Genomic DNA, 20,780 nt, shown 5'->3' with positions numbered 1-20,780 from the left:
AGGCAAGGAACGGCAAGTGAACGTCGCGACGTGAAGCTTGCCCATTGCAGCGGGTCGCCGCATCAGCGAGGCGCAGACGGCGCAGGCAACAGGATCAAGCGCATGACGGCACAACTTGCCTCGCCGCGCACAGCCGCCCGCGCGCGCCCACGGACAACGCACCCGCCTGCATCAGCCGGCGCGCACGCACGGCTGTGCATCGCAGGCGCCATCGACAGGCATGACGCCTCCGCCACACCGACTCACGCCGCGATCGTGTCGCCCTTCGGCGGCGGCGCCACGGCAGCCGCAGCGTCCAGCGCGACCAGCGGATGGCCCGCCGCACGCCACGCATCCAGGCCACCGCGCAGCGGCAGCACGCCTTCGAATGCGTGCTGGCGCAGACGCTTGGCCAGGATCGCGGCCGACACCTCGTTCGGGCAGGCGCAGTAGATGACGATCCGGCGGTCGCGCGGCAAGCGCGCGACGAGCGCATCGACCTGGCGATCGTCCACTTCCAGCGCACCGGGGATGGCATACGGCTCCAGCGTGCGGTAGCCCGGCGCACGAATGTCCAACACCAGCGGCGGAGTCTCGCCCTGCAGCAGCGCATGCAGATCGTCGACCTCGATGCGCAAGGTCTCCATTGCCTTGCGCAGCGACTGCCGGCGCCAGGCGCGGTAGCCGACGTACAGCGCCAGCAGGCCGACCAGCAGCAACGCCGCGCGCCTGCCGAGCAGGCTCAGCCAGTCCAGCAAGTCCTGCACCTGGTCGGCGAAGCACAGGCCCAGCAACAACCCGACACCTGCCCACAAGGCCGCGCCCAGCGCGTCGTAGCGCAGGAAGGCCGTCGGACGCACGCGCATCGCGCCGGCCATCGGCACCGACACCATCGACAGGCCGGGCACGAACTTGGCCACCGCCAGCACGCGCACACCCCAGCGCGCATAGAAGCGCTCGGTGCGCTTCATGCAGGTGTCGCGCGACAGCGACAGCCGGCACAGCGACTGCAGCGTGCGATTGCCGTAGCGGCGGCCGGCGCCGAACCACAGCAGATCGCCGAGCAAGCTCGCCGCGATCGACACCGACAAGGCGCCCAGCAACGCACTCCACATCGCCGCGCCATCGAGCAGCGCATAGGTCGCCCCGACCAGGATCAACGTGGGCAGCGCCGGCACCGGCAGGCCCAGCGACAAGGCCAGGACATTGACGAAGACCAGCCCGAGTCCGTAGCGCGCAATCAGGTCCTGCATGGCGTGGCGGGCGGAAAGAAGAAGATGCCGCGCATTATCCTCCCGTCGCCCACCGCGCGCGCAGGCAGCAGGGCATCACCGGCGGAACAGACCCATCCATCGCCGCCGTGCAGCACGCGGTGCCGTTGCCCCGCACGCCATCATCCGCCCTCGTCCAGCCGCGCCGCCATCTGCGCCAGCCATGCCGCGAACACGCCCGGCTGGCGCATGCGCGCGCGCCACCAGGCCAGCGCCGCGCCCTCCTCGCCGCTGCGCCAGGCCAGCTGGAACACCTCGTCCGGCTTCGGCTCCTCCACCGTCTTGCGCACCAGCGTGCCGCGCGCCAGCGCGGCGCGCGCATAGGGCTCGGGCAGGAAGCCGAAGCCGAGCCCGGCCAGTTGCAGCCGGTACTTGCTGCGCATGTCCGGCACGGTCAGCGCGTCCTGGCCGAACAGCAGCCCGACCGTGCGCGGCAGCAACCGCCTTGCCGAATCCGCCACCGCGATCGCGCGATGTGCGCTCAGCTGGCTGCGGCTGAGCGGTTCCGGCGCCTGCGCCAGCGGGTGATTGGGCGCGACCGCGAACACGAACGGCAGCGTGCCCAGCGGCTCGGTCACGTAGCCGCCGCCGCTGGGCCCTTCGCCGGCCGCCCCGACCAGCAGATCCACCCGCCGGTCCAACAACGCCTCCCAGGTGCCGGACAGCGATTCCTGCACCACCCGCAGCCGGGTCTGGTCGGCAACCGCATAGAACGCCGCCATGTCCTGCGCCAGGCATTCCGGCGCGAACACCGCATCCAGGCCCAGCGCGAACTCGGTCTCCCAGCCGGAGGCCACGCGGCGCACGCGCAGTTCCAGGTCGCCAGCGGCGCGCAGCAGGTGACGGCCTTCGCGCAGCAGTTCGGCCCCCGCGGCGGTCGGCACCGCCTTCGGCCCGATCCGCTCGAACAGTTGCACGCCCAGGTCCTCCTCCAGCTTGGCGACGGTGTAGGAGATGGTCGACGGCACCTTGTGCAGCGCCTTGCCGGCGGCCGAGAACGAGCCGCGACGGTCGATGGCGTCGAGGATCTGCAGGGCATCGAGGCTGAGCTTGAGCATTCGAATTTTTCGATGATGGATGCCGAATCTATCCGTTTTTCAAACCCGGCGACAGCACCGATACTTGTTTCCAAGCCGAAGCGCACGCGAAATCAACCCGCGCGGCGCTTTCGATCCACTTGCACATCAACGCCACCAAGGAGCCTCCCATGCTGCAGATCCGCCCCGCCAACACCCGTGGCCGCGCCGAACACGGCTGGCTGTCCTCGCGTCATACCTTCTCCTTCGGCCACTACCACGACCCGCGCCACATGGGCTTCGGGCCGCTGCGGGTGATCAACGAGGACCGCGTGCAGCCGGGCCAGGGCTTCGGCACCCACGCCCATCGCGACATGGAGATCCTGTCCTACGTGGTCGAGGGCGCGCTGGAGCACAAGGACAGCATGGGCAACGGCTCGGTGCTGCGCTACGGCGACGTGCAGCGCATGAGCGCCGGCTCCGGGGTCACCCACAGCGAATTCAACCACTCCGCCAGTGAGCCGGTGCACTTCCTGCAGATCTGGGTGATGCCCGAGCGCGCCGGGATCGATCCGGGCTACGAGGAGAAGCACTTCGCCCCGGACAGCAAGCGCGGCCAGCTGCGCCTGATCGCCACCCCGCAGGGCGAGGACGGTGCGGTGCGCATCCATCAGGACGCGCGCATCTACGCCTCGATCCTCGACGGTGATGCGCGCCTGGACTACCCGCTGGCGGCCGGGCGCGGCGCCTACGTGCAGGTGGTGCGCGGCACGCTGAGCGTCAATGGACAGACCCTGCAGGCCGGCGACGCGGTCCAGGCGGTCGACGAGGCCAGCCTGCAGTTCGCCGATGCCCAGGACAGCGAGTTCCTGCTGTTCGACCTGCCGCGCTGAGCAGGTCAGGCCAGGTCGCGCCCGCGGCCCACTGGACCGGGCCGCGACGGTCTCGCGAAATCCGCCCACGCAGCGGCGCCACGGCGTCGCTGCGTGGGTCGCTGCATTCGCGGCAATGCCAGCATCCTCACGCCATCCTCGGCACCCCGTAACGCGTCCTGCACGGCCTCCACGTCAATGCTTCCGCTCTCCCTCCCCTACTGCCGGCGTGCCGGCCGAGAGCCTGCCGATGCGCCACCCGACCAGCGCCGCCTATGCCACCCCCTCGCGCATCCGCGAAGGGCGCCCCTTCCCCCGCGGCGCCGTGTTCGACGGCCAGGGCACCAACTTCGCGCTGTTCTCGGCGCACGCCACGCGCGTGGAACTGTGCCTGTTCGACGAGGCCGGCACCGAAACGCGCCTGGACCTGCCCGAATACACCAACGAAATCTGGCACGGCTATCTGCCCGACGTGAAGCCCGGCCAGCGCTACGGCTATCGCGTGCACGGCCCCTATGAACCCAGCGAAGGCCACCGCTTCAATCCCAACAAGCTGCTGCTGGACCCGTACGCGCGCGAACTCGAGGGCGACCTGATCTGGGCCGACGAACTGTACGGCTACACGGTCGGCCACCCGGACGGCGACCTCAGTTTCGACGAGCGCGACAGTGCGCCGTTCATGCCCAAGTGCGTCGTGGTCGAGGACACCTACGACTGGGAGGACGACCAGCGCCTGATGACGCCGTGGAGCGAGACCCTGGTCTACGAGACCCACGTCCGCGGCTACACCATGCGCCACCCGCAGGTGCCGGACGAGCTGCGCGGCACCTGCGCCGGGCTGGCCCAGGAGCCGGTGCTGCGCTACATCAAGGAACTGGGCGTCAGCGCGGTGGAACTGCTGCCGGTCCACGCTTACCTCGACGACCAACACCTGCTCGACAAGGACCTGCGCAACTACTGGGGCTACAACACGCTGGGCTTCTTCGCGATCAAGTCGCGCTACCTGGCCAGCGGCCACCGCGACGAGTTCCGCGACATGGTCAAGGCGCTGCACCGCCAGGGCCTGGAGGTGATCCTCGACGTGGTCTACAACCACACCGCCGAAGGCAGCGAGCTGGGCCCCACCCTCTCCTTCCGCGGCATCGACAATGCCAGCTACTACCGGCTGGCCGAGGACAAGCGCTACTACATCAACGACACCGGCACCGGCAACACGCTCAACCTGAGCAACTCGCGGGTGATCCAGTTCGTCAACGACTCGCTGCGCTACTGGGCCGGCGAGATGCACGTGGACGGCTTCCGTTTCGATCTGGCCACCATCCTCGGTCGCGAACCCACCGGCTTCGACCAGCGCGGCGGTTTCCTCGACGCCTGCAACCAGGATCCGCTGCTGTCGCAGGTCAAGCTGATTGCCGAACCCTGGGATTGCGGCCCCGGCGGCTACCAGGTCGGCCACTTCCCGCCCGGCTGGTCGGAATGGAACGACAAGTTCCGCGACAACGCCCGCGCGTTCTGGAAGGGCGACGAGGGCAAGCTCGCCGAATTCGCCACGCGCTTCACCGGCTCGGCCGACCTGTTCGATCGGCGCGGGCGCCGACCGTGGGCCTCGGTGAACTTCATCACCGCGCACGACGGCTTCACCCTGCACGACCTGGTCAGCTACAACGGCAAGCACAACGCAGCCAACGGCGAGGACAATCGCGACGGCTCCGACCACGACAGCTCCTGCAACTACGGCGCCGAAGGCGAGACCGACGACGCCGGCATCCTGCACCTGCGCGAGCGGCAGATGAAGAACCTGCTGGCGACACTGCTGCTGTCGCAGGGCACGCCGATGCTGCTGGCCGGCGACGAACGCGCGCAAACCCAGGGCGGCAACAACAACACCTACTGCCAGGACAACGACATCACCTGGATCGACTGGGAGCGCGACCCCACCGAGGGCCGCCTCACCGCCTTCGTCAAGGCGCTGAGCGCGCTGCGCCAGCGCTACCCGATTCTGACCCGCGGTCGCTTCCTCAACGGCCAGTACAACGAAGATGCGGGCGTGCGCGACCTGACCTGGCTCAACCCCGGCGGCACCGAGATGGACGATGCGCACTGGACCGATGCCGGCGCGCGCTCGGTCGGCCTGCTGCTGGAAGGCAAGGCGCAAACGTCCGGCGTCAGGGAGCTGGCCAACGACGACACCTTGCTGATCGTCATCAACGCCTACCACGAGGGCGTCAGCTTCGTGCTGCCGTCTTCGGAAGAGGAATTGCACTGGAAGCTGGTGCTGTCCACCGACGACGCGCTGCAGGTCGACAGCATGCCGGCCGGTGCCAGCGAGTTCCTGGCGCCGCCGCGCAGCATCAGCGTGTTCGAGTGTCAGACGGCGCGCGCATAGTCGCCACTCGCCACTTCGGATTGCGCGCGGACTGACGCGTCCGCGCCTGCATTACGTCGCCAGCGCTTGCCGCTGGCGACGCGCGATGCTGACATCTGCATCTTCCCTACGGCTCGCTGCATTGCATTGGTCTACATGGCCTTTGGCACAGTGCTCGATGGCGCATGCTCGCTAGGCTGAATGCCCGCTTCCTTCCAGGTCAGGCATGCAGCACTCCGCGCAAGGCAACACCCACGCCACGTCTTACACCTCCTTCGTGCGCCACCCGCTGCTGCGTATTGCGCTCAGCGCCGCGATCCTTGCGCTGGCGTCCTATGCATGGCTCCCGTTTCCGTGGCGCATGCCCGTGGTCGGCCTGCTCGGTCTTTGCCTGGTCTGGATCGAGACACGTTCCTCCAAGGCCTGCGGCGTCGCACGCCCTCGCCTGGTGTCCGTGATCGGCTGGACAGCGCTGCTGGTGTTGTTGACCGTCGGCTTCATCACACCGGTGCTGCAACCGCTGATCGACACCATCACCGGACACAAGACCGACTACAGCGCCTACGGCGCACTGAAGGGCAACGTCGACGCCACCCTTCACCTGATCGGAGCAGCATGGCTGAGCGCGGCGCTTGGCGAAGAACTGGTGTTCCGTGCCTTCCTCATGCATCAGCTCGATGCCCTGCTGGGTCGCCTGCGCGGCGGCCGCTGGATCGCCGCGCTGGCCGGTGGCGTGGTGTTCGGCCTGATGCACGCCGCGCAAGGCGCGTCCGGCATCCTGCTGACCGGCGTGGTCGGCACGATGTTCGGCTATGCCTATCTGCGCTCCAGGCGCAACCTGTGGGCCATGATCCTCGCGCACGGCCTGATCGACACCTGGGGCGTGACCACCCTGTATCTGGGCTGGTACTGAGCGCGCAGCGCGGTCGAGGGCCGCCAGCAGGCAGATGAAAGGACATGTCGCCGTGCTCGTATTCCCGCGATGAAAGCACCGAGCACGAAAGCCCGGACAGGGCACCGTGACGCGCGCGGTCGCCGCTACAGGCCTCGGCACCCAACCCGTCCGCTGCCTAAATGATGGAGCGCACGTCCGCTCAATTTCACTTGCACGCCACCGGCCTGCGCGCAGTTTGGCGATGCCCACTTGAGGGCATCCCTACTGCGGAGTCAACGATGGACAAGAATCGCACCGAAGGCGCCAAGAACCAGATCAAGGGCACCATCAAGGAAGTCGCCGGCAAGGTCACCGGCAACAAGCTGAAGGAAGTCGAAGGCAAGATGCAGAAGAACGCCGGCAAGGTACAGAGCGAAGTCGGCAAGGCGCGCGACCAGGCGCGCGGCTGAGTTCCAGGTTCTCGTGCTCCCCTGCCGCCAATGGCAGGGGAGTTGTTGCGAGCGACCTGCACCTCGCCGACTCGTTGTCGATTCGCCTGATGCGCAGCTCCACGGGGTGCACACAGGCCTCCGCAATGACCAACGGGTGGACTGGAGTAGCGAGACGCAGTACAGCGTTCAACAAGCTGCCACGGCATCAGTCCTCGACAGCAAGGCGATCGAACACGGCACATCCAGGAGCGGTTTGCCGACAGCGCTACCAGGCGCATCCCAAACGACCCGATGCGCTGCGCACTGTGGACTCGGATCGACCCGCAAACAGTCAATTACACGCCCGATCAGATCGACGCCGAACTGTTGCGCAGGCACCACCCTGACGTCGCTTGGCGCATGCCAGTCCGGAAGCGCTGGCGCCACCCCATGCATCCCACCATACTGAGGCTCACGTCGCGCTGCATCGGGACAAACTCGCCCGATGCGCAACGCACTGTGTGATCTGACAGCCCGCGGATGTGTACAGGCTCCCGACCACGAACACGAACACGCCCCTGATGTTTCCGCCCCCACTCAAAGCATCGATGCACACGATTACCTCCCCCAGAAGAGCAGCGTTCTTGCTTCTCCTGCTGCTTCCTGCCGCCCAGGCGGATATGACTGCTGCGGCAGCAGCTCGCGCAGCACCTGCCGAAATGACCGAAAGCGACTTCGCCGTAGCCATCAACAACCACTCTTTCGCCCTGGGTGAACGCTGGAGCGAGCAAACCAGGACGCAGGCAGGCACCCAGATCAGCGAGAGTTTTGTAGGAGACGTGCCCGCCGGGGAGACAAGCTACAAGTACTACCAGCATCGCTATGCCGGGTTTGACATCTATACGGCAAACCTATCCTGGCAAAAAGAGCAACGCGACATCGACAGCTACGTCATTGCGCAGATCACCATCAACGTACCCGCGATCAGAACGGCTAGAGGTATCGCGATCGGCGACACGCAGAATGTGCTGATCAACACCTATGGCCAAGGCACGACGGATGACAGCGATGGCCAGCACTGGCGCTCCTATGAGACCAAAAACAAGCGCCTCTCGTTTCAGCTTGAACATGGAAGAATCATCCACATCATGATGACCCTCGACACGGACAGCTGAAATCAGCGCTGTGTCATGCGCCACCAATGCCAATTCGGGCGTCAGGCGGCCCCTCCCTGTGCTCGCCCGGAATAGAAACATGGCGAAACACGCTTCTTGCCGGAGACCACTGGTCCAGTTTGTCTTTCTTGTTCGCAGATCAAGACTCGGCGGCGCCGAGACTGTCAGGACGGCCTTTCTACGCCTTGCGAGCGCGATGCAGAAAGTATCCCGTTCCAAGCAAGGCGATCAATCCGATCATGGCACCAAGCCGGCCATTCTTGCGCCGGGCCTGGAGCGCCTGCTCAGGTGTGACGACGACGTCATCGCCCAAGCGCAGTCCCCAGATGGATCTGTGTCTACAGGTCAGCAGGAACGCGCAAACGAACGTAGTAGCGGCCGGTCTCGCCGCGCGTGAGGTAGTGCGCTACTCGCATGGAAGTGTCCAAGCGAGTGTCCAAGGTGGCGAAAAAGAAAAACGCCCACAAATCGTTGATTTGCGGGCGTTTCCTTGACACTGGCGGAGTGAGAGGGATTCGAACCCTCGATAGAGCTTTTGACCCTATACTCCCTTAGCAGGGGAGCCCCTTCAGCCACTCGGGCATCACTCCGGATTTCTGCGCTGCGGATATTCCGCGACCGGGCGCGAAGAATACCGGGTTGTGGGGTCTCAGGTAAACCCTTTCGACGCATCAATCGGCAGATTGGTCGCCGTGACCGCCGCCGTGGGAGTTCGGCTCGTCGCCGCGCTGGATGCGCTGGTAGATCTCTTCGCGATGCACCGCAACGTCCTTCGGCGCGGTGATGCCGATACGCACTTGATTGCCCTTGACCCCAAGCACCGTCACGGTGACCGAATCGCCGATCATCAAGGTTTCGCCTACCCGGCGAGTCAGGATCAACATTTTTAGAATTCTCCAGGGAACCGGTGGGTCTCACCGGCACGGCGCCCGCGCTGCGGCACGCCCCATAATGAAAGTGAAAAGAGGGGTGATGTTACGGGAAGCCGCGCCCTGCCAGCAAGGCGCGGCGTTCGGATGTTCAGGGGAGATGTTGCTTGACCCAGGCGGGGACGCCGGCGAGTGCGGGGGCAAGGGCGGGCCCGTCCTCGCCACCACCCTGGGCGAGGTCCGGGCGGCCGCCGCCCTTGCCCGAGATCTGACCGGCGATATGGCTCAACAGTTCCCCGGCCTTGACCCGTCCCATTGGGCTGCCGTTCACGCCGGCGACCAGGGCGACCTTGCCCTCGCTGGCGCCGGCCAGGACGATCACGCTATCGCCCAGCTGCTGCTTCAGACGGTCCATCGCCTCGCGCAGGGCCTTGGCATCGAAGCCTTCCAGTCGCACGGCGAGGACCTTCACACCGGCCACGTCGATCGCCGAGCCGGCCAGGTCGGCGGTGGCGCCGGACGCCAGCTTGGCCTTCAGCGCCTCCAGCTCCCGCTCCAGGCGCTTGTAGCGGTCGCCGAGCTGACGGATCTTGTCGACCACGTCATGGCTGTTACCGCCGACCAGGTCGGCCGCCTCGCGCAGCCGGGCCTCCTCGGCCGCCACGTAGTCCAGCGCGCCCTGCCCGGTCACCGCCTCGATGCGGCGGACGCCGGCAGAGACGCCGCCTTCGCTGGTGATCTTGAACAGGCCGATGTCCCCGGTCCGGCCGACGTGCGTGCCACCGCACAGTTCGGTGGAGTAGTCGCCCATCTTCAGCACGCGCACGCGCTCACCGTACTTCTCGCCGAACAGCGCCATCGCGCCGAAGTCCAGCGCTTCCTGCATGCCCATCTGGTGCACTTCGGCCGCATTGTTGGCGCGGACCTGCTGGTTGACCTTGCGCTCGATCAGCGCCAGTTCCTCGGCCCCGATCGACTGGAAATGCGAGAAGTCGAAGCGCAGCCGATCCGGCGCCACCAGCGAGCCCTTCTGCTGGACGTGGGTGCCCAGTACCTCGCGCAGGGCCGCATGCAGCAGGTGCGTCGCCGAGTGATTGAGGATGGTGGCGCCGCGGCGCTCGGCATCGACCTCACCGGCGAGCACGTCGCCGAGCTTCAGGCTGCCTTCTTCCAGGGTGCCGACGTGGCCATGGAACTGGCCGGCGAACTTCTGCGTGTCGGTGACTGTCACCCGGGTGCCGGCGGCAGTCAGTGTGCCGAGATCACCGACCTGGCCGCCGGATTCGGCATAGAACGGCGTCTTGTCGGTCAGCACGATCACCGCATCGCCGGCCTGGGCCGACTGGACCGGACGACCGTCCTTGAGCAGGGCGACCACGCGCAGGCCGTCGGCCTGCAGGCTGTCGTACCCCAGGAACACGGTCGGGGCCAGCGTCGCCACCAGATCCGCCGGCAGCTGCACGCCGCCGCCGAACTTGCCGGCTTCGCGCGCGCGCCGGCGCTGCTCGTCCATCGCCGTCTCGAAGCCCTGCTCGTCCACGCGCAGATCGCGCTCGCGGGCGATGTCCTGGGTCAGGTCCAGCGGGAAGCCGTAGGTGTCGTACAGGCGGAAGGCGTCCTCGCCGGCGATCATCCCGCCCTGCGCCTTGGCGGCGACGTCCTCGAAGATCTTCATGCCGGCATCGAGGGTTTCGGCGAAGCGCTCTTCCTCGGCCTGCAGGGCGCGCAGCACGGTGTCCTGGGCGGCGGTCAGTTCCGGATAGGCCTCGCCCATCAGTTCCACCAGGGTCGGCACCAGCTTGCTGAAGAACGGCTGGCGCACGCCGAGCATCCAGCCATGGCGCAGGGCGCGGCGGATGATCCGGCGCAGCACGTAGCCGCGACCTTCGTTGGACGGCAGCACGCCGTCAACGATCAGGAATGCGCAGGCACGGATGTGGTCGGCGATCACGCGCAGCGACTTGTTCTCCAGGTCGGCGGTACCGGTCAGCTCGGAGGCCTTGCGGATCAGCGTCTGGAACAGGTCGATCTCGTAGTTGGTGTGCACGTGCTGCAGGATCGCGGCCAGGCGCTCCAGGCCCATGCCGGTGTCCACGCAGGGGGCCGGCAGCGGCACCAGGGTGCCGTCGGGCTGACGATCGAACTGCATGAACACCAGGTTCCAGATCTCGATGAAGCGATCGCCATCCTCGTCGGGCGACCCCGGCGGGCCACCGGCGATGTGCGCGCCGTGGTCGTAGAAGATCTCGGTGCATGGGCCGCAGGGACCGGTGTCGGCCATCTGCCAGAAGTTGTCCGAGGCGTAGGGCGCGCCCTTGTTGTCGCCGATGCGCACGATGCGCTCGGCGGGCACGCCGATCATGTCGCGCCACAGGCCGTAAGCCTCGTCGTCGGTATGGTAGACGGTGACCAGCAGGCGCTCGGCCGGCAGCTTCCAGACCTGGGTCAGCAGCTCCCAGGCCCAGGCGATGGCGTCCTTCTTGAAATAGTCGCCGAACGACCAGTTGCCGAGCATCTCGAAGAAGGTGTGATGGCGCGCGGTGTAGCCGACCGAATCGAGGTCGTTGTGCTTGCCGCCGGCGCGCAGGCAGCGCTGCACGTCCGCCGCGCGCACATAGCTGCGCTTCTCGGCGCCGAGGAACACGTCCTTGAACTGCACCATGCCGGAATTGGTGAACAGCAGCGTCGGATCGTTGCCGGGCACCAGCGGTGCGGACGGCACGATGGTATGGCCCTTGCCCTTGAAGAAGTCGAGGAAGTCGCTGCGGATCTGGGAGGTGGAGAATTTGGCGGGTGCGTTCATGGGCTGGCTATAGACGAGCGGACGGGCGTCCTGGCGCTCCCTCGTAGATGAGGGCGCCACGGAAACCGGACAAGACAACTCGCCAAGGGTAGCAGGCCCGGCCCGCTCAGTCCTCCGCAGCGTCGCGCACCGCGGCGCGGATGCTGTCCCCATCGAAACCGCGCCGCGCCAGCAGATCGGCGGCCTTGCGCTGCTGCGGCAGGTCCATCGCCCCGGCAGTACCGAAGCGGCGCCGGACCAGATCGCGGGCGTTTTCGGTCCAGTCGCCCTCGAAGGCCCCCATCGCGGTGGCGATGGCCTCACTGTCCAGGCCGTGGGTCCCAAGCTCGGCACGGATATGCAGCGGGCCATACCCTGCCCCGGCGCGGCTGCGCACCAGCAGTTCGGCAAAGCGCCCGTCGTCCTGCCAGCCCTCGCCGCTCAGGCGTTCCACTGCCTCCGCGGCGGCGTCGGCTTCCACGCCACGCGCACGCAGCTTGCGGGTCAGCTCCTTGCGCGAATGCTCGCGCCGCACCAGCAGACCCAGCGCCTTCTGCAGCGGCGTCTGTTCCGGTTGCCGGCGACGCCGACGTGGTGCTTCTTGTGCCTGTTCGTCGCTCATGGGCGATGCCACCCCATTCAAAATGCGCCGTCCCTGGCGCGCGCCCTCCTGGCTTGCTCAAGACTGCCGAGGGAGACGAGCGGCACTGACTCCACCGCTCCCCCGGCAGAAAACCATTACGCGTCCTCGTCTTCCGCCTCGGCCTCGCTCGGGGCGATTTCCGTGGGCTGGAACTTCTCGCGCAGCTCGCTTTCCAGCTTGGCCGCGACCTGCGGGTTGTCGCGCAGGTAACCGCGGGCGTTGTCCTTGCCCTGGCCGATGCGCTCGCTGCCGTAGCTGTACCAGGCGCCGGCCTTCTCGACCAGCTTGGCTTCCACGCCCATGTCGATCAGTTCGCCCTCGCGGCTGATGCCCTCGCCGTAGAGGATTTCGGTGACGACCTGCTTGAACGGCGGCGCCAACTTGTTCTTGACGACCTTGATCTTGGTCTGGTTGCCGATGATCTCGTCGCCCTTCTTGATCGCGCCAATGCGGCGGATGTCCAGGCGCACCGAGGCATAGAACTTCAGCGCGTTGCCGCCGGTGGTGGTTTCCGGGCTCTGGCCCGGCATCATCACGCCGATCTTCATGCGCAACTGGTTGATGAACACCACCAGGGTGTTGGAGCGCTTGATGTTGCCGGTGAGCTTGCGCAGCGCCTGGCTCATCAGCCGGGCCTGCAGGCCCGGCAACTGGTCGCCCATCTCGCCTTCGATTTCGGCCTTGGGGGTCAGCGCGGCGACCGAGTCGACCACCACGATGTCCACCGAGCCCGAGCGCACCAGCATGTCGGCGATTTCCAGCGCCTGCTCGCCGGTGTCCGGCTGCGACAGCAGCAGCTCGTCGACGTTGACGCCCAGCTTGGCGGCGTAGATCGGGTCCAGCGCGTGCTCGGCGTCGATGAACGCGGCGGTGCCGCCGTTCTTCTGGCACTGCGCGATGGCCTGCAGGGTCAGAGTGGTCTTGCCCGAGGATTCCGGACCGTAGATCTCGACCACGCGGCCCTTGGGCAGGCCGCCGATGCCCAGCGCGATGTCCAGCATCAGCGAGCCGGTCGGAATCACTTCCACCGCTTCGATGACGCGATCGCCCATCCGCATCACCGAGCCCTTGCCGAACTGCTTCTCGATCTGGCTCAGGGCGGCGGCGAGCGCGCGCTTCTTGTTCTCGTCCATTGTGGTGTCCTTGGAAGGTGATGAGGATTTGCGGAGTGAGGTCAATGTAAGGGCCTGGTATCGCACGGACTGAGACAGTGCGTGGCGAGATGAAAATAATTCGTCCGGACCGGGCGACGGCAGCGGCGAATGGCGATATCCGGGGTCGGAAAAGTCCGGCCGGCGCTGTAGTGGATGCCCTGCTCCACGCGCGGCATCAGCGGTTGGGGCGCAGCAGGCCGCAGTACAGGCCTTCGATGGCGAACTCCTGGTCCGGCAGCACCTCGATCGGTGCGTAGTCCGGGTTGCGCGGGAGCAGGCGGATGCGGTCCTTGCCGATCTTCAGCAGCTTGACCGTGATCTCCTCGTCGATGCGCGCCACCACGATCTGCCCGGAGCGGGCATCGCGGGTGCGGTGCACGCCGATCAGGTCGCCGTCGAAGATGCCTTCGTCGCGCATGGAGTCGCCCTGCACCTTCAGCAGGTAATCGGGTGCCGGCGAAAAGAACACCCGGTCCAGCACCACGAAGTCGTCGGAGCCGATGTCCGCGCCGATCGGCAGGCCGGCGGCGACGCGTCCAAGCACTGGCAGGCGCAGCACGTCGGCGCTGTCCACCTGCGGCGCGGGGGCCGGGGCGGCTGCCCCACCCAGCAGGCGGATGCCGCGCGCCTGCCCGGGCACCCGGCGGATCGCGCCGGCCTGTTCGAGCGCTTCCAGGTGGTACTGGGCCGCGCGCACGCCTTTGAAGCCGAAGGCACGGGCAATCTCGGTCTGCGACGGCGGCACGCCGTCGTGTTCGATGCGCTCGGCGATCAGGTCGAGGATCGCCTGCTGGGTTTCGGTCAGGTCCATGGTTAGTAGTAATACTACTAAATTAGCTGGCGAGCAACTGGCGCGTGGGTCTGGAGTGCCGGCGCGCTTCGCTGCCGCCAGTGATGGATGCTCCGCGCGACCGCCCGCAATGCCGTCGTCGGCAGGCGCGAGGCTTCTGATCCTGGAGGTCTTTTGGGATCCCGCATAGCGTCAGTGCGATGCGTACCGGGGGATTCGAGTGCATCGCGTCGGGGCTGAAGCCCCTCCCACAAGTGATCGCTTGCGCGCCGACACGCCTGTGAAGCGGGGCGCTGCCTGCGGACCAGCCGCCTCACAGCTTCCGGCGGATCGTGCTCGAGAGCATGCGCCGCGCTCAGCGCCCGCTGCGCCAGATCGAGAACAGGATCCACACCCCCGACAGTGCCGCGCCGACGAAGCCGCAGACGCCGATCGCCAGCAGCCAGCGGCTAGAGATGCCGCCGACGCTGTTCATCACGATCGACGAGCCGATTATCAGCGCGGCGGTGACGATGCCCATGGTCAGGCGGTTGGCGGCGCGGTTGACTTGGTCGCCGAAGCCCTTCAGCGAGCCGGTCTCCACGTTCAACTGCAGGCGCCCGCGCCGCGCCGCCTGCAGCAGCCGGCGCGTGTCGCGCGGCAGGTCGCCGAGCAGTTCCAGCGCGCCCAGCACGGTGCGGCGGCCGCGCCTGGCCATCGCCCGCGGCGCGAACCGCTGCAGCATCACCCGCTCCAGGTACGGGGCGGCGGCGCCGGCCATGTCGAAGTCCGGATCGAGCTGGCGCCCGACCCCTTCCAGGGTCAGGAAGGTCTTGATCATCAGCGCCAGGTCGGCCGGCAGCGCCAGCGCGTGCTGGCGCAGCAGCGCGGTGACGTCGCCGAGCATCGCGCCGACCCGCAGGTCCTTCAGTGGCACGCCGCGGTACTGGTCGACGAAGGCGGCGATTTCCAGGTGCAGGCGCGCCTCGTCGACCTCGACGTCGCCGTCGGTCCACTCCAGCAGGATGTCGGCCACCGCCTCGGCGTCCTGAGTGACCAACCCGTGCAGCAATTGCACCACCTGGTAACGGCGCTGCTCGGAAATGCGCCCGACCATACCGAAGTCGATCACCGCGATGCGCTCGCCGGGCAGGTAGAAGATGTTGCCCGGATGCGGATCGGCGTGGAAACAGCCGTCCTCCAGCACCATCTTCAGCACGATGTCGGCGCCGGTGCGCGCCAATTGGCGACGGTCCAGGCCGGCGGCGTCGACCGCGGCCAGGTCGCGGCCGCCGATGCCGTCGACGAAGTCCTGCACATTGAGCGTTTCGCAGGTCCACTGCCAGTGCACCCGCGGGATCACGATCTCGTCGTGTCCCTGGAAGTTGGCGGCGATGCGCTCGGCATTGCGGCATTCGCCGGCAAAATCCAGCTCGCGGCGCAGCGACAGGGTGAACTGGTGCACCACCGCGGCCGGGTGATAGCGCTTGAGGTCCGGCGCGCGCGCTTCGACGATCTCCGCCAGCCGCGCCAGCAATCGCAGGTCGGCCTCGATCACCTCGCGGATGCCGGGGCGGCGCACCTTGATCACCACGGCGGTGCCGTCGTGCAGCCGGGCGCGATGGGTCTGCGCCAGCGAGGCGGCGGCCAGCGGGGTTTCCTCGACCTCGGCGAAGATCGCCGTCGGCGCCTCGCCGAGCGCCTCGATCAGCTGCGGCAGGATCTGCGGGTAGTCCAGCGCCGGCGCGGCGTTCTGCAGTTCGCCCAGTTCGTCGATCCACTCAGGCGGCAGCAGGTCCACGCGCGTGGCCAGCACCTGGCCCAGCTTGACGAAGGTCGGGCCGAGATCCTGCAGGGCGCGCCGCACCCGCTGCGGGGCCGACATGCGCAGCATCTCCTCGGCGTTGTGCCAGTGCAGCAGGCGCCCGGCGCGCTCCAGCACGTCGGCCATGCCGATGCGCCGGACCACGTCGCCGAACCCGTAGCGGATCAGCACCGAGGCGATTTCCTGCAGGCGTCCCAGGTCGCGGACGGTGCTCAACGCCTCCCACATCGCGCTCATCCTCGGGGAAGGCGCGCGGCCACGATCACAGCAACGCGTCCAGGCCGCGCAGGGCCGCCGCCACGGTCTGCCGGCGCACCGCGTCGCGGTCGCCCGGGAACTGGAACAATTGCGCGCTGGCATAGCCGCCGCGGCGCTTCCAGCCCAGCCAGACGCTGCCGACCGGCTTGTCCGCGGAGCCGCCGCCCGGCCCGGCGATGCCGGTCACCGCGACCGCGACGCTGGCGCCGGAATTGACCAGCGCGCCGGACACCATTTCGATCACCGTCTCGCGACTGACCGCGCCGTGGTGCTCCAGCGTCTGCGGGCGCACGCCCAGCAGCGCCTGCTTGGCCTCGTAGCTGTAGGCGACGATGCCGCAGTCGAACCAGGCCGAAGACCCGGCGACGTCGGTCATCACCTTGGCGATCCAGCCGCCGCTGCAGCTTTCGGCGGTGACCAGGCGCTCGCGCGCGGTGCGCAAGCGATCGCTGAGCGCGGTGGCCTGTTGCAGCAGATCCGAATCGGTGGGAAGCGTCATGGCACAGCTCGGGAAACCAGTGCGCTTTGTAGCCCAATTCGCCGTGGCTGTCGCGCCTGCGCGTGCCGGCGGATGGCCGGCCGTCAGCCAACGCCGCGCATGGGCCGCGACCACGCCGGCCCGCCGATCGGCGTCGAGCGTGCCGACGCCAGCGTCGACGCGGCACTCAGCGCTGCTGCCACTCCTCCTGCTCGCGCGGCGGCAGCAGCGCGCGGATCGGCGCGCCGTCGGCCGCGGCGGCCAGGCGCTCGGCCTCGGTGATCGGGATGTCCACCTGCAGCAGCCAGCCGTCCTCGTCGGCCTGCTCGCTGCGGATCACCTGCAACTGGTGCAATTGCGAGCGCAGGCGTCCGGCGCTCGGCGGCAGGCGCAGGCTGCCCTGCACGTGGCGCAGGCCCAGGCGCTGGCCGAGCACGTGCTGCAGCAGGTCCAGGCCGCGCCCGTCGCGCGCGGAGATCCACACCCGCTCGCGCCGCGCGGTGTCCGGCACGCCGTCCTGCGCATCGTGACGCACCTCGGCGCCCTCGATGCGGTCGATCTTGTTGAACACCAGCAACTGCGGCAGTTCGCCGGCGCCGACCGCGTGCAGCACCTCGTCGACCTGGGCGATGCGCTCCTCGCGCAGCGGATCGGCGGCGTCGACCACGTGCAGCAGCAGGTCTGCCTCCCGCGCCTCGGACAGGGTCGAGCGGAACGCCGCCACCAGCTCATGCGGCAGGTTGCGCACGAAGCCGACGGTATCGGCCAGCATCGCGTTGCCGCCGGGCAGCGCGATGCGCCGCACGGTCGGGTCCAGGGTCGCGAACAACTGGTCGGCGGCGTAGGCTTCGGCGCCGGTCAGCGCGTTGAACAGGGTCGACTTGCCGGCGTTGGTGTAGCCCACCACCGCGATCCGCGGCAGCTCGCTGCGCACCCGCGCGCGGCGCATCTGGGTGTGCTGCACCTCGACCTTATCCAGCCGCTTCTGCAACTGCTCCACACGCTTCTGCAGCAGGCGGCGATCGGTTTCCAGCTGGGTTTCGCCGGGGCCGCGCAGGCCGATCGAACCGCCGCGCTGGCGCTCCAGGTGGGTCCAGCCGCGCACCAGCCGGGTGGCCATGTGCCGCAACTGGGCCAGTTCGACCTGCAGCTTGCCTTCGTGGCTGCGCGCGCGCTGGGCGAAGATGTCCAGGATCAGCCCGGTGCGGTCGATCACGCGCCGCTCCAGGTATTTCTCCAGGTTGCGCTCCTGGCCGGGGCTGAGCGCATGGTTGACCAGAACCAGGTCGGCACCGCTGGCGTCGGCGGCGGCCTTGACCTCTTCCAGCTTGCCGCTGCCGATCAGCGTCGCCGGACTCGGCTTGTCGATGCGCGCAGTCACGGTGGCGGCGATGCTGGCACCGGCCGAGCGCGCCAGGTCGGCGAACTCCTCCAGCACATCGTCTTCCAACGGACCGCCCGCGTAGGGCTGGATCAGCAGTGCATGTTCGCCGCGGCGGGACCGATCAAACACCCGCGGCTCCGCACTTCGTTACGGTACTACTCGACTTCATCATCACCCGCACTGCCACCTTCGTTCTGCTGCACATAGCCGCCGCCCGGTCCCACGCGCACGTTGCGCGCCGGCACCACGGTGGAAATGGCGTGTTTGTAGACCATCTGGCTGACGGTATTGCGCAGCAGGACCACGAACTGATCGAACGACTCGATCGTGCCCTGCAGCTTGATGCCGTTGACCAGATACACCGAGACAGGGACCCGTTCGCGACGCAACGCGTTGAGGAAAGGATCCTGCAAGGATTGCCCCTTGGACATGCTTCACTCCCAAATTATTGTTTTTATTGTCCGGGACGGCACTGCAGCTCCCCTGCCGTGGTCCGGAACGTCGATGTTACACAACCGCGGGCGCCAGCACAGCGCGGCGGCGCCCGATCAGCCGAGGAAGGCGTCCAGGGCCGCCTGCAGGCGCCCGGCGTCGCGCGCCGGGTCGAACCAGCGCGCATCCTGCTCGCCGCGCAGCCAGGTGAGCTGGCGCTTGGCCAGCTGCCGGGTGGCGGCGATGGCGCGGACACGGAAGTCCGCCGCATCGCCGACGCCGTCCAGGTACTCCCAGGCCTGGCGGTAGCCGACCGCACGCACCGCCGGCAGCGCCAGCGGCTGCGCCACTGCCTGCATCCCGGGCAGCGCGCGCAAGGCGCGCACTTCGTCGAGGAAGCCCTGCCCCAGCATCGCGTCGAAGCGAGCCTCGATGCGCCCGTGCAGCACACTGCGCTCGGCCGGCGCCAGCACCAGCTTCAGCACCCGCAGCGGCAGCCGCGGCGGACCCGGATCCGCCTGCCAGGCACTGATCGGCCGGCCGCTGAGCCGGTACACCTCCAGCGCACGCTGGATGCGCTGCGCGTCGCCGGGGCGGATGCGCTGCGCGGCCAACGGATCGATCCGCTGCAGTTCCGCGTGCAATGCCGCCCAACCCTCGGCATGCGCCTGCGCGGTCAGCGCCGCGCGCAGTTGCGGGTCGGCCGCCGGCATCGGCGCCAACCCTTCCAGCAGCGCCTGGAAGTACAGGCCGGTGCCGCCGGCCAGGATCGGCAGGCGGCCGCGGGCCACGATCGCCTCCAGCGCGGCGCGCGCGTCGGCGGCGAACTCGGCCGCCGAATACGTCTGCCAGGGATCGCGCAGGTCCAGCAGGTGGTGCGGCACCCGCGCGCGCTCGGCGGCATCGGGCTTGGCCGCGCCGATGTCCAGGCCACGGTAGACCAGCGCCGAATCGACGCTGACGATCTCGCCGCCGCAGCGTTCGGCCAGGGCAATCGCCGCGGCGGTCTTGCCCGAGGCGGTCGGGCCCATCAGCGCGATCGCGCGCGGGCGCCGGTCGGCCGCCATCAGTCCTCGTCCGGCCAGCGGATCGTCGCCGCGGCCGACGCTGTGGCGGCGCGCGGCAACGGCACGGCCTGCAGCGCCTGCCAGACCTTCAGCGCGTCGACGGTGGCAGCGACGTCGTGCACACGCAGCAGCGCGGCACCGCGCTGTGCAGCCAGCAGATGCGCGGCGACCGAGCCGGCCACCCGCTGCTCCGGCACCTCGCGCCCGGTCAGCTCGCCGATGCTGCGCTTGCGCGACAAGCCGGCCAGCACCGGCACGCCCAACTCGACCAGCCGCGCCAACTGGGCCAGCAACTGCAGGTTGTCGGCGGTGCTCTTGCCGAAGCCGAAGCCCGGGTCGACCAGGATGCGTCGCTTGTCGATGCCGGCCATCTCCGCGGCGAAGATGCGCTCGGCCAGGAACCGGTGCACCTCGCCGACCACGTCGTCGTAGCCGGGCGCGCTGCCGGCGGCATAGGCGTCGGCGGGCATGTGCATCAGCACCACCGGCACCCCCAGTTCCGCGGCAGCGTCCAGCGCGCCGGGCTGGCGCAGGGCCTGCACGTCGTTGATCATGCCGGCGCCCGCCGCGACCGCGGCGCGCATCACCTCCGGCTTGAAGGTGTCCACGCTCAGCGGCAGCGCGGTCTGCGCGGCCAGCCGCTCGATCACCGGAATCACCCGCCGCAGTTCTTCTTCCACCGGCACCGGCGTCGCGCCCGGACGGGTCGACTCGCCGCCGATGTCCAGCACGTCGGCGCCCTCCCCGGCCAGGCGCAGGCCGTGCGCCACCGCCGCGTCCACGCTGGCGTGGGCGCCCCCGTCGGAGAACGAATCCGGGGTGACATTGACGATGCCCATCACCCGCGGGCGATCGAGCAGCAGCCGGTGGGCGCCGCACTGCAGGCTGGGCGAGGTGTCGAACATCGGTGAGTCTCCTGGTAGTGGCCGTGGCGGGCGGCGGAATGGCGCTGCGCAGCGCCATGCGGCATCGGCGACACACGCATGGCGGCAGCGGCGTGCGCGGCGTTTCCGCCGCACACCGCATCGACGCGGCGGCCAGCGCAGTGCCATTGTCGCCCACGCGCACGCAGGCGGCGAGTCGACATCGGACGATGCGACCGGCCCCGCACCGCCGCCAACAAAAAAGCCAGGGAT

At 68.3% G+C, this 20,780-nt stretch carries 18 protein-coding genes and 1 tRNA gene; 5 read left to right on the top strand and 14 right to left on the bottom strand.

What is annotated here, in order from left to right; genetic code table 11:
- Positions 1 to 242 precede the first annotated feature (242 nt).
- Complete coding sequence (locus tag SLW52_RS18600; protein WP_320740938.1) at positions 243 to 1,232, bottom strand: DedA family protein/thiosulfate sulfurtransferase GlpE; 990 nt, start codon at positions 1,230 to 1,232, stop codon at positions 243 to 245.
- A 140-nt stretch (positions 1,233 to 1,372) separates the two neighbouring features.
- Positions 1,373 to 2,308 carry a LysR substrate-binding domain-containing protein gene (locus SLW52_RS18595; RefSeq protein ID WP_267094731.1) on the bottom strand — a complete coding sequence of 312 codons (936 nt, stop codon included), beginning with the start codon at positions 2,306 to 2,308 and terminating at the stop codon, positions 1,373 to 1,375.
- Positions 2,309 to 2,457: 149 nt separating this feature from the next.
- On the opposite strand from SLW52_RS18595, the gene SLW52_RS18590 reads away from it, so the two are divergent.
- The 5 genes from SLW52_RS18590 (at position 2,458) to SLW52_RS18570 (ending at position 7,983) form a co-directional block, all read left to right on the top strand.
- Positions 2,458 to 3,159, top strand: coding sequence for a pirin family protein (locus tag SLW52_RS18590; protein WP_320740939.1), 702 nt, complete (start codon positions 2,458 to 2,460; stop codon positions 3,157 to 3,159).
- A gap of 229 nt (positions 3,160 to 3,388) precedes the next feature.
- Positions 3,389 to 5,524, top strand: a complete 2,136-nt coding sequence (glgX, locus tag SLW52_RS18585; RefSeq protein WP_320740940.1) for a glycogen debranching protein GlgX — start codon at positions 3,389 to 3,391, stop codon at positions 5,522 to 5,524.
- A gap of 340 nt (positions 5,525 to 5,864) precedes the next feature.
- Positions 5,865 to 6,416 carry a CPBP family intramembrane glutamic endopeptidase gene (locus SLW52_RS18580; RefSeq protein ID WP_267116726.1) on the top strand — a complete coding sequence of 184 codons (552 nt, stop codon included), beginning with the start codon at positions 5,865 to 5,867 and terminating at the stop codon, positions 6,414 to 6,416.
- Positions 6,417 to 6,676: 260 nt separating this feature from the next.
- The gene (locus SLW52_RS18575) at positions 6,677 to 6,847 is read left to right on the top strand and encodes a CsbD family protein (protein WP_153750853.1); all 171 of its coding nucleotides are present in this window, start codon (positions 6,677 to 6,679) and stop codon (positions 6,845 to 6,847) included.
- 569 nt (positions 6,848 to 7,416) lie between these two features.
- Complete coding sequence (locus tag SLW52_RS18570; RefSeq protein ID WP_295911488.1) at positions 7,417 to 7,983, top strand: hypothetical protein; 567 nt, start codon at positions 7,417 to 7,419, stop codon at positions 7,981 to 7,983.
- 497 nt (positions 7,984 to 8,480) lie between these two features.
- On the opposite strand, the gene SLW52_RS18565 is transcribed toward SLW52_RS18570, so the two are convergent.
- The 12 genes from SLW52_RS18565 to folP form a co-directional block, all read right to left on the bottom strand.
- Positions 8,481 to 8,573 (bottom strand) — tRNA-Ser (locus SLW52_RS18565).
- Between the two features lie 81 nt (positions 8,574 to 8,654).
- Entirely contained in the window at positions 8,655 to 8,867 is a 213-nt protein-coding gene (csrA, locus tag SLW52_RS18560; protein ID WP_010341308.1) for a carbon storage regulator CsrA, read from the bottom strand.
- Between the two features lie 136 nt (positions 8,868 to 9,003).
- Positions 9,004 to 11,655: an alanine--tRNA ligase gene (gene alaS, locus SLW52_RS18555; RefSeq protein ID WP_320740941.1), complete on the bottom strand. Its 2,652-nt coding sequence runs from the start codon at positions 11,653 to 11,655 to the stop codon at positions 9,004 to 9,006.
- 106 nt (positions 11,656 to 11,761) lie between these two features.
- The gene (gene recX, locus SLW52_RS18550) at positions 11,762 to 12,256 is read right to left on the bottom strand and encodes a recombination regulator RecX (protein ID WP_017914259.1); all 495 of its coding nucleotides are present in this window, start codon (positions 12,254 to 12,256) and stop codon (positions 11,762 to 11,764) included.
- Positions 12,257 to 12,372: 116 nt separating this feature from the next.
- The gene (gene recA, locus SLW52_RS18545; RefSeq protein WP_320740942.1) at positions 12,373 to 13,410 is read right to left on the bottom strand and encodes a recombinase RecA; all 1,038 of its coding nucleotides are present in this window, start codon (positions 13,408 to 13,410) and stop codon (positions 12,373 to 12,375) included.
- Positions 13,411 to 13,606: 196 nt separating this feature from the next.
- Entirely contained in the window at positions 13,607 to 14,242 is a 636-nt protein-coding gene (gene lexA, locus SLW52_RS18540) for a transcriptional repressor LexA (RefSeq protein ID WP_017910626.1), read from the bottom strand.
- A gap of 334 nt (positions 14,243 to 14,576) precedes the next feature.
- Entirely contained in the window at positions 14,577 to 16,253 is a 1,677-nt protein-coding gene (ubiB, locus tag SLW52_RS18535; RefSeq protein ID WP_152236382.1) for a 2-polyprenylphenol 6-hydroxylase, read from the bottom strand.
- 34 nt (positions 16,254 to 16,287) lie between these two features.
- The gene (locus SLW52_RS18530) at positions 16,288 to 16,782 is read right to left on the bottom strand and encodes a CinA family protein (RefSeq protein WP_017914255.1); all 495 of its coding nucleotides are present in this window, start codon (positions 16,780 to 16,782) and stop codon (positions 16,288 to 16,290) included.
- A gap of 166 nt (positions 16,783 to 16,948) precedes the next feature.
- Positions 16,949 to 18,274 carry a ribosome rescue GTPase HflX gene (gene hflX, locus SLW52_RS18525; protein ID WP_267120978.1) on the bottom strand — a complete coding sequence of 442 codons (1,326 nt, stop codon included), beginning with the start codon at positions 18,272 to 18,274 and terminating at the stop codon, positions 16,949 to 16,951.
- A 26-nt stretch (positions 18,275 to 18,300) separates the two neighbouring features.
- Positions 18,301 to 18,576, bottom strand: a complete 276-nt coding sequence (gene hfq / locus SLW52_RS18520; RefSeq protein WP_010341316.1) for an RNA chaperone Hfq — start codon at positions 18,574 to 18,576, stop codon at positions 18,301 to 18,303.
- 117 nt (positions 18,577 to 18,693) lie between these two features.
- Positions 18,694 to 19,644: a tRNA (adenosine(37)-N6)-dimethylallyltransferase MiaA gene (gene miaA / locus SLW52_RS18515; RefSeq protein ID WP_267093989.1), complete on the bottom strand. Its 951-nt coding sequence runs from the start codon at positions 19,642 to 19,644 to the stop codon at positions 18,694 to 18,696.
- Complete coding sequence (folP, locus tag SLW52_RS18510; RefSeq protein ID WP_295964713.1) at positions 19,644 to 20,549, bottom strand: dihydropteroate synthase; 906 nt, start codon at positions 20,547 to 20,549, stop codon at positions 19,644 to 19,646. Before folP ends, miaA begins: the two co-directional genes overlap by 1 nt.
- Between the last annotated feature and the right edge of the window lie 231 nt (positions 20,550 to 20,780).

The sequence above is a fragment of the Xanthomonas sp. LF02-5 genome (assembly GCF_034105325.1).
Lineage (GTDB): Bacteria > Pseudomonadota > Gammaproteobacteria > Xanthomonadales > Xanthomonadaceae > Xanthomonas_A > Xanthomonas_A sontii.
Note: the sequence above shows the minus strand (reverse complement) of the source record. Positions and strands in the feature narration are given on the sequence as shown.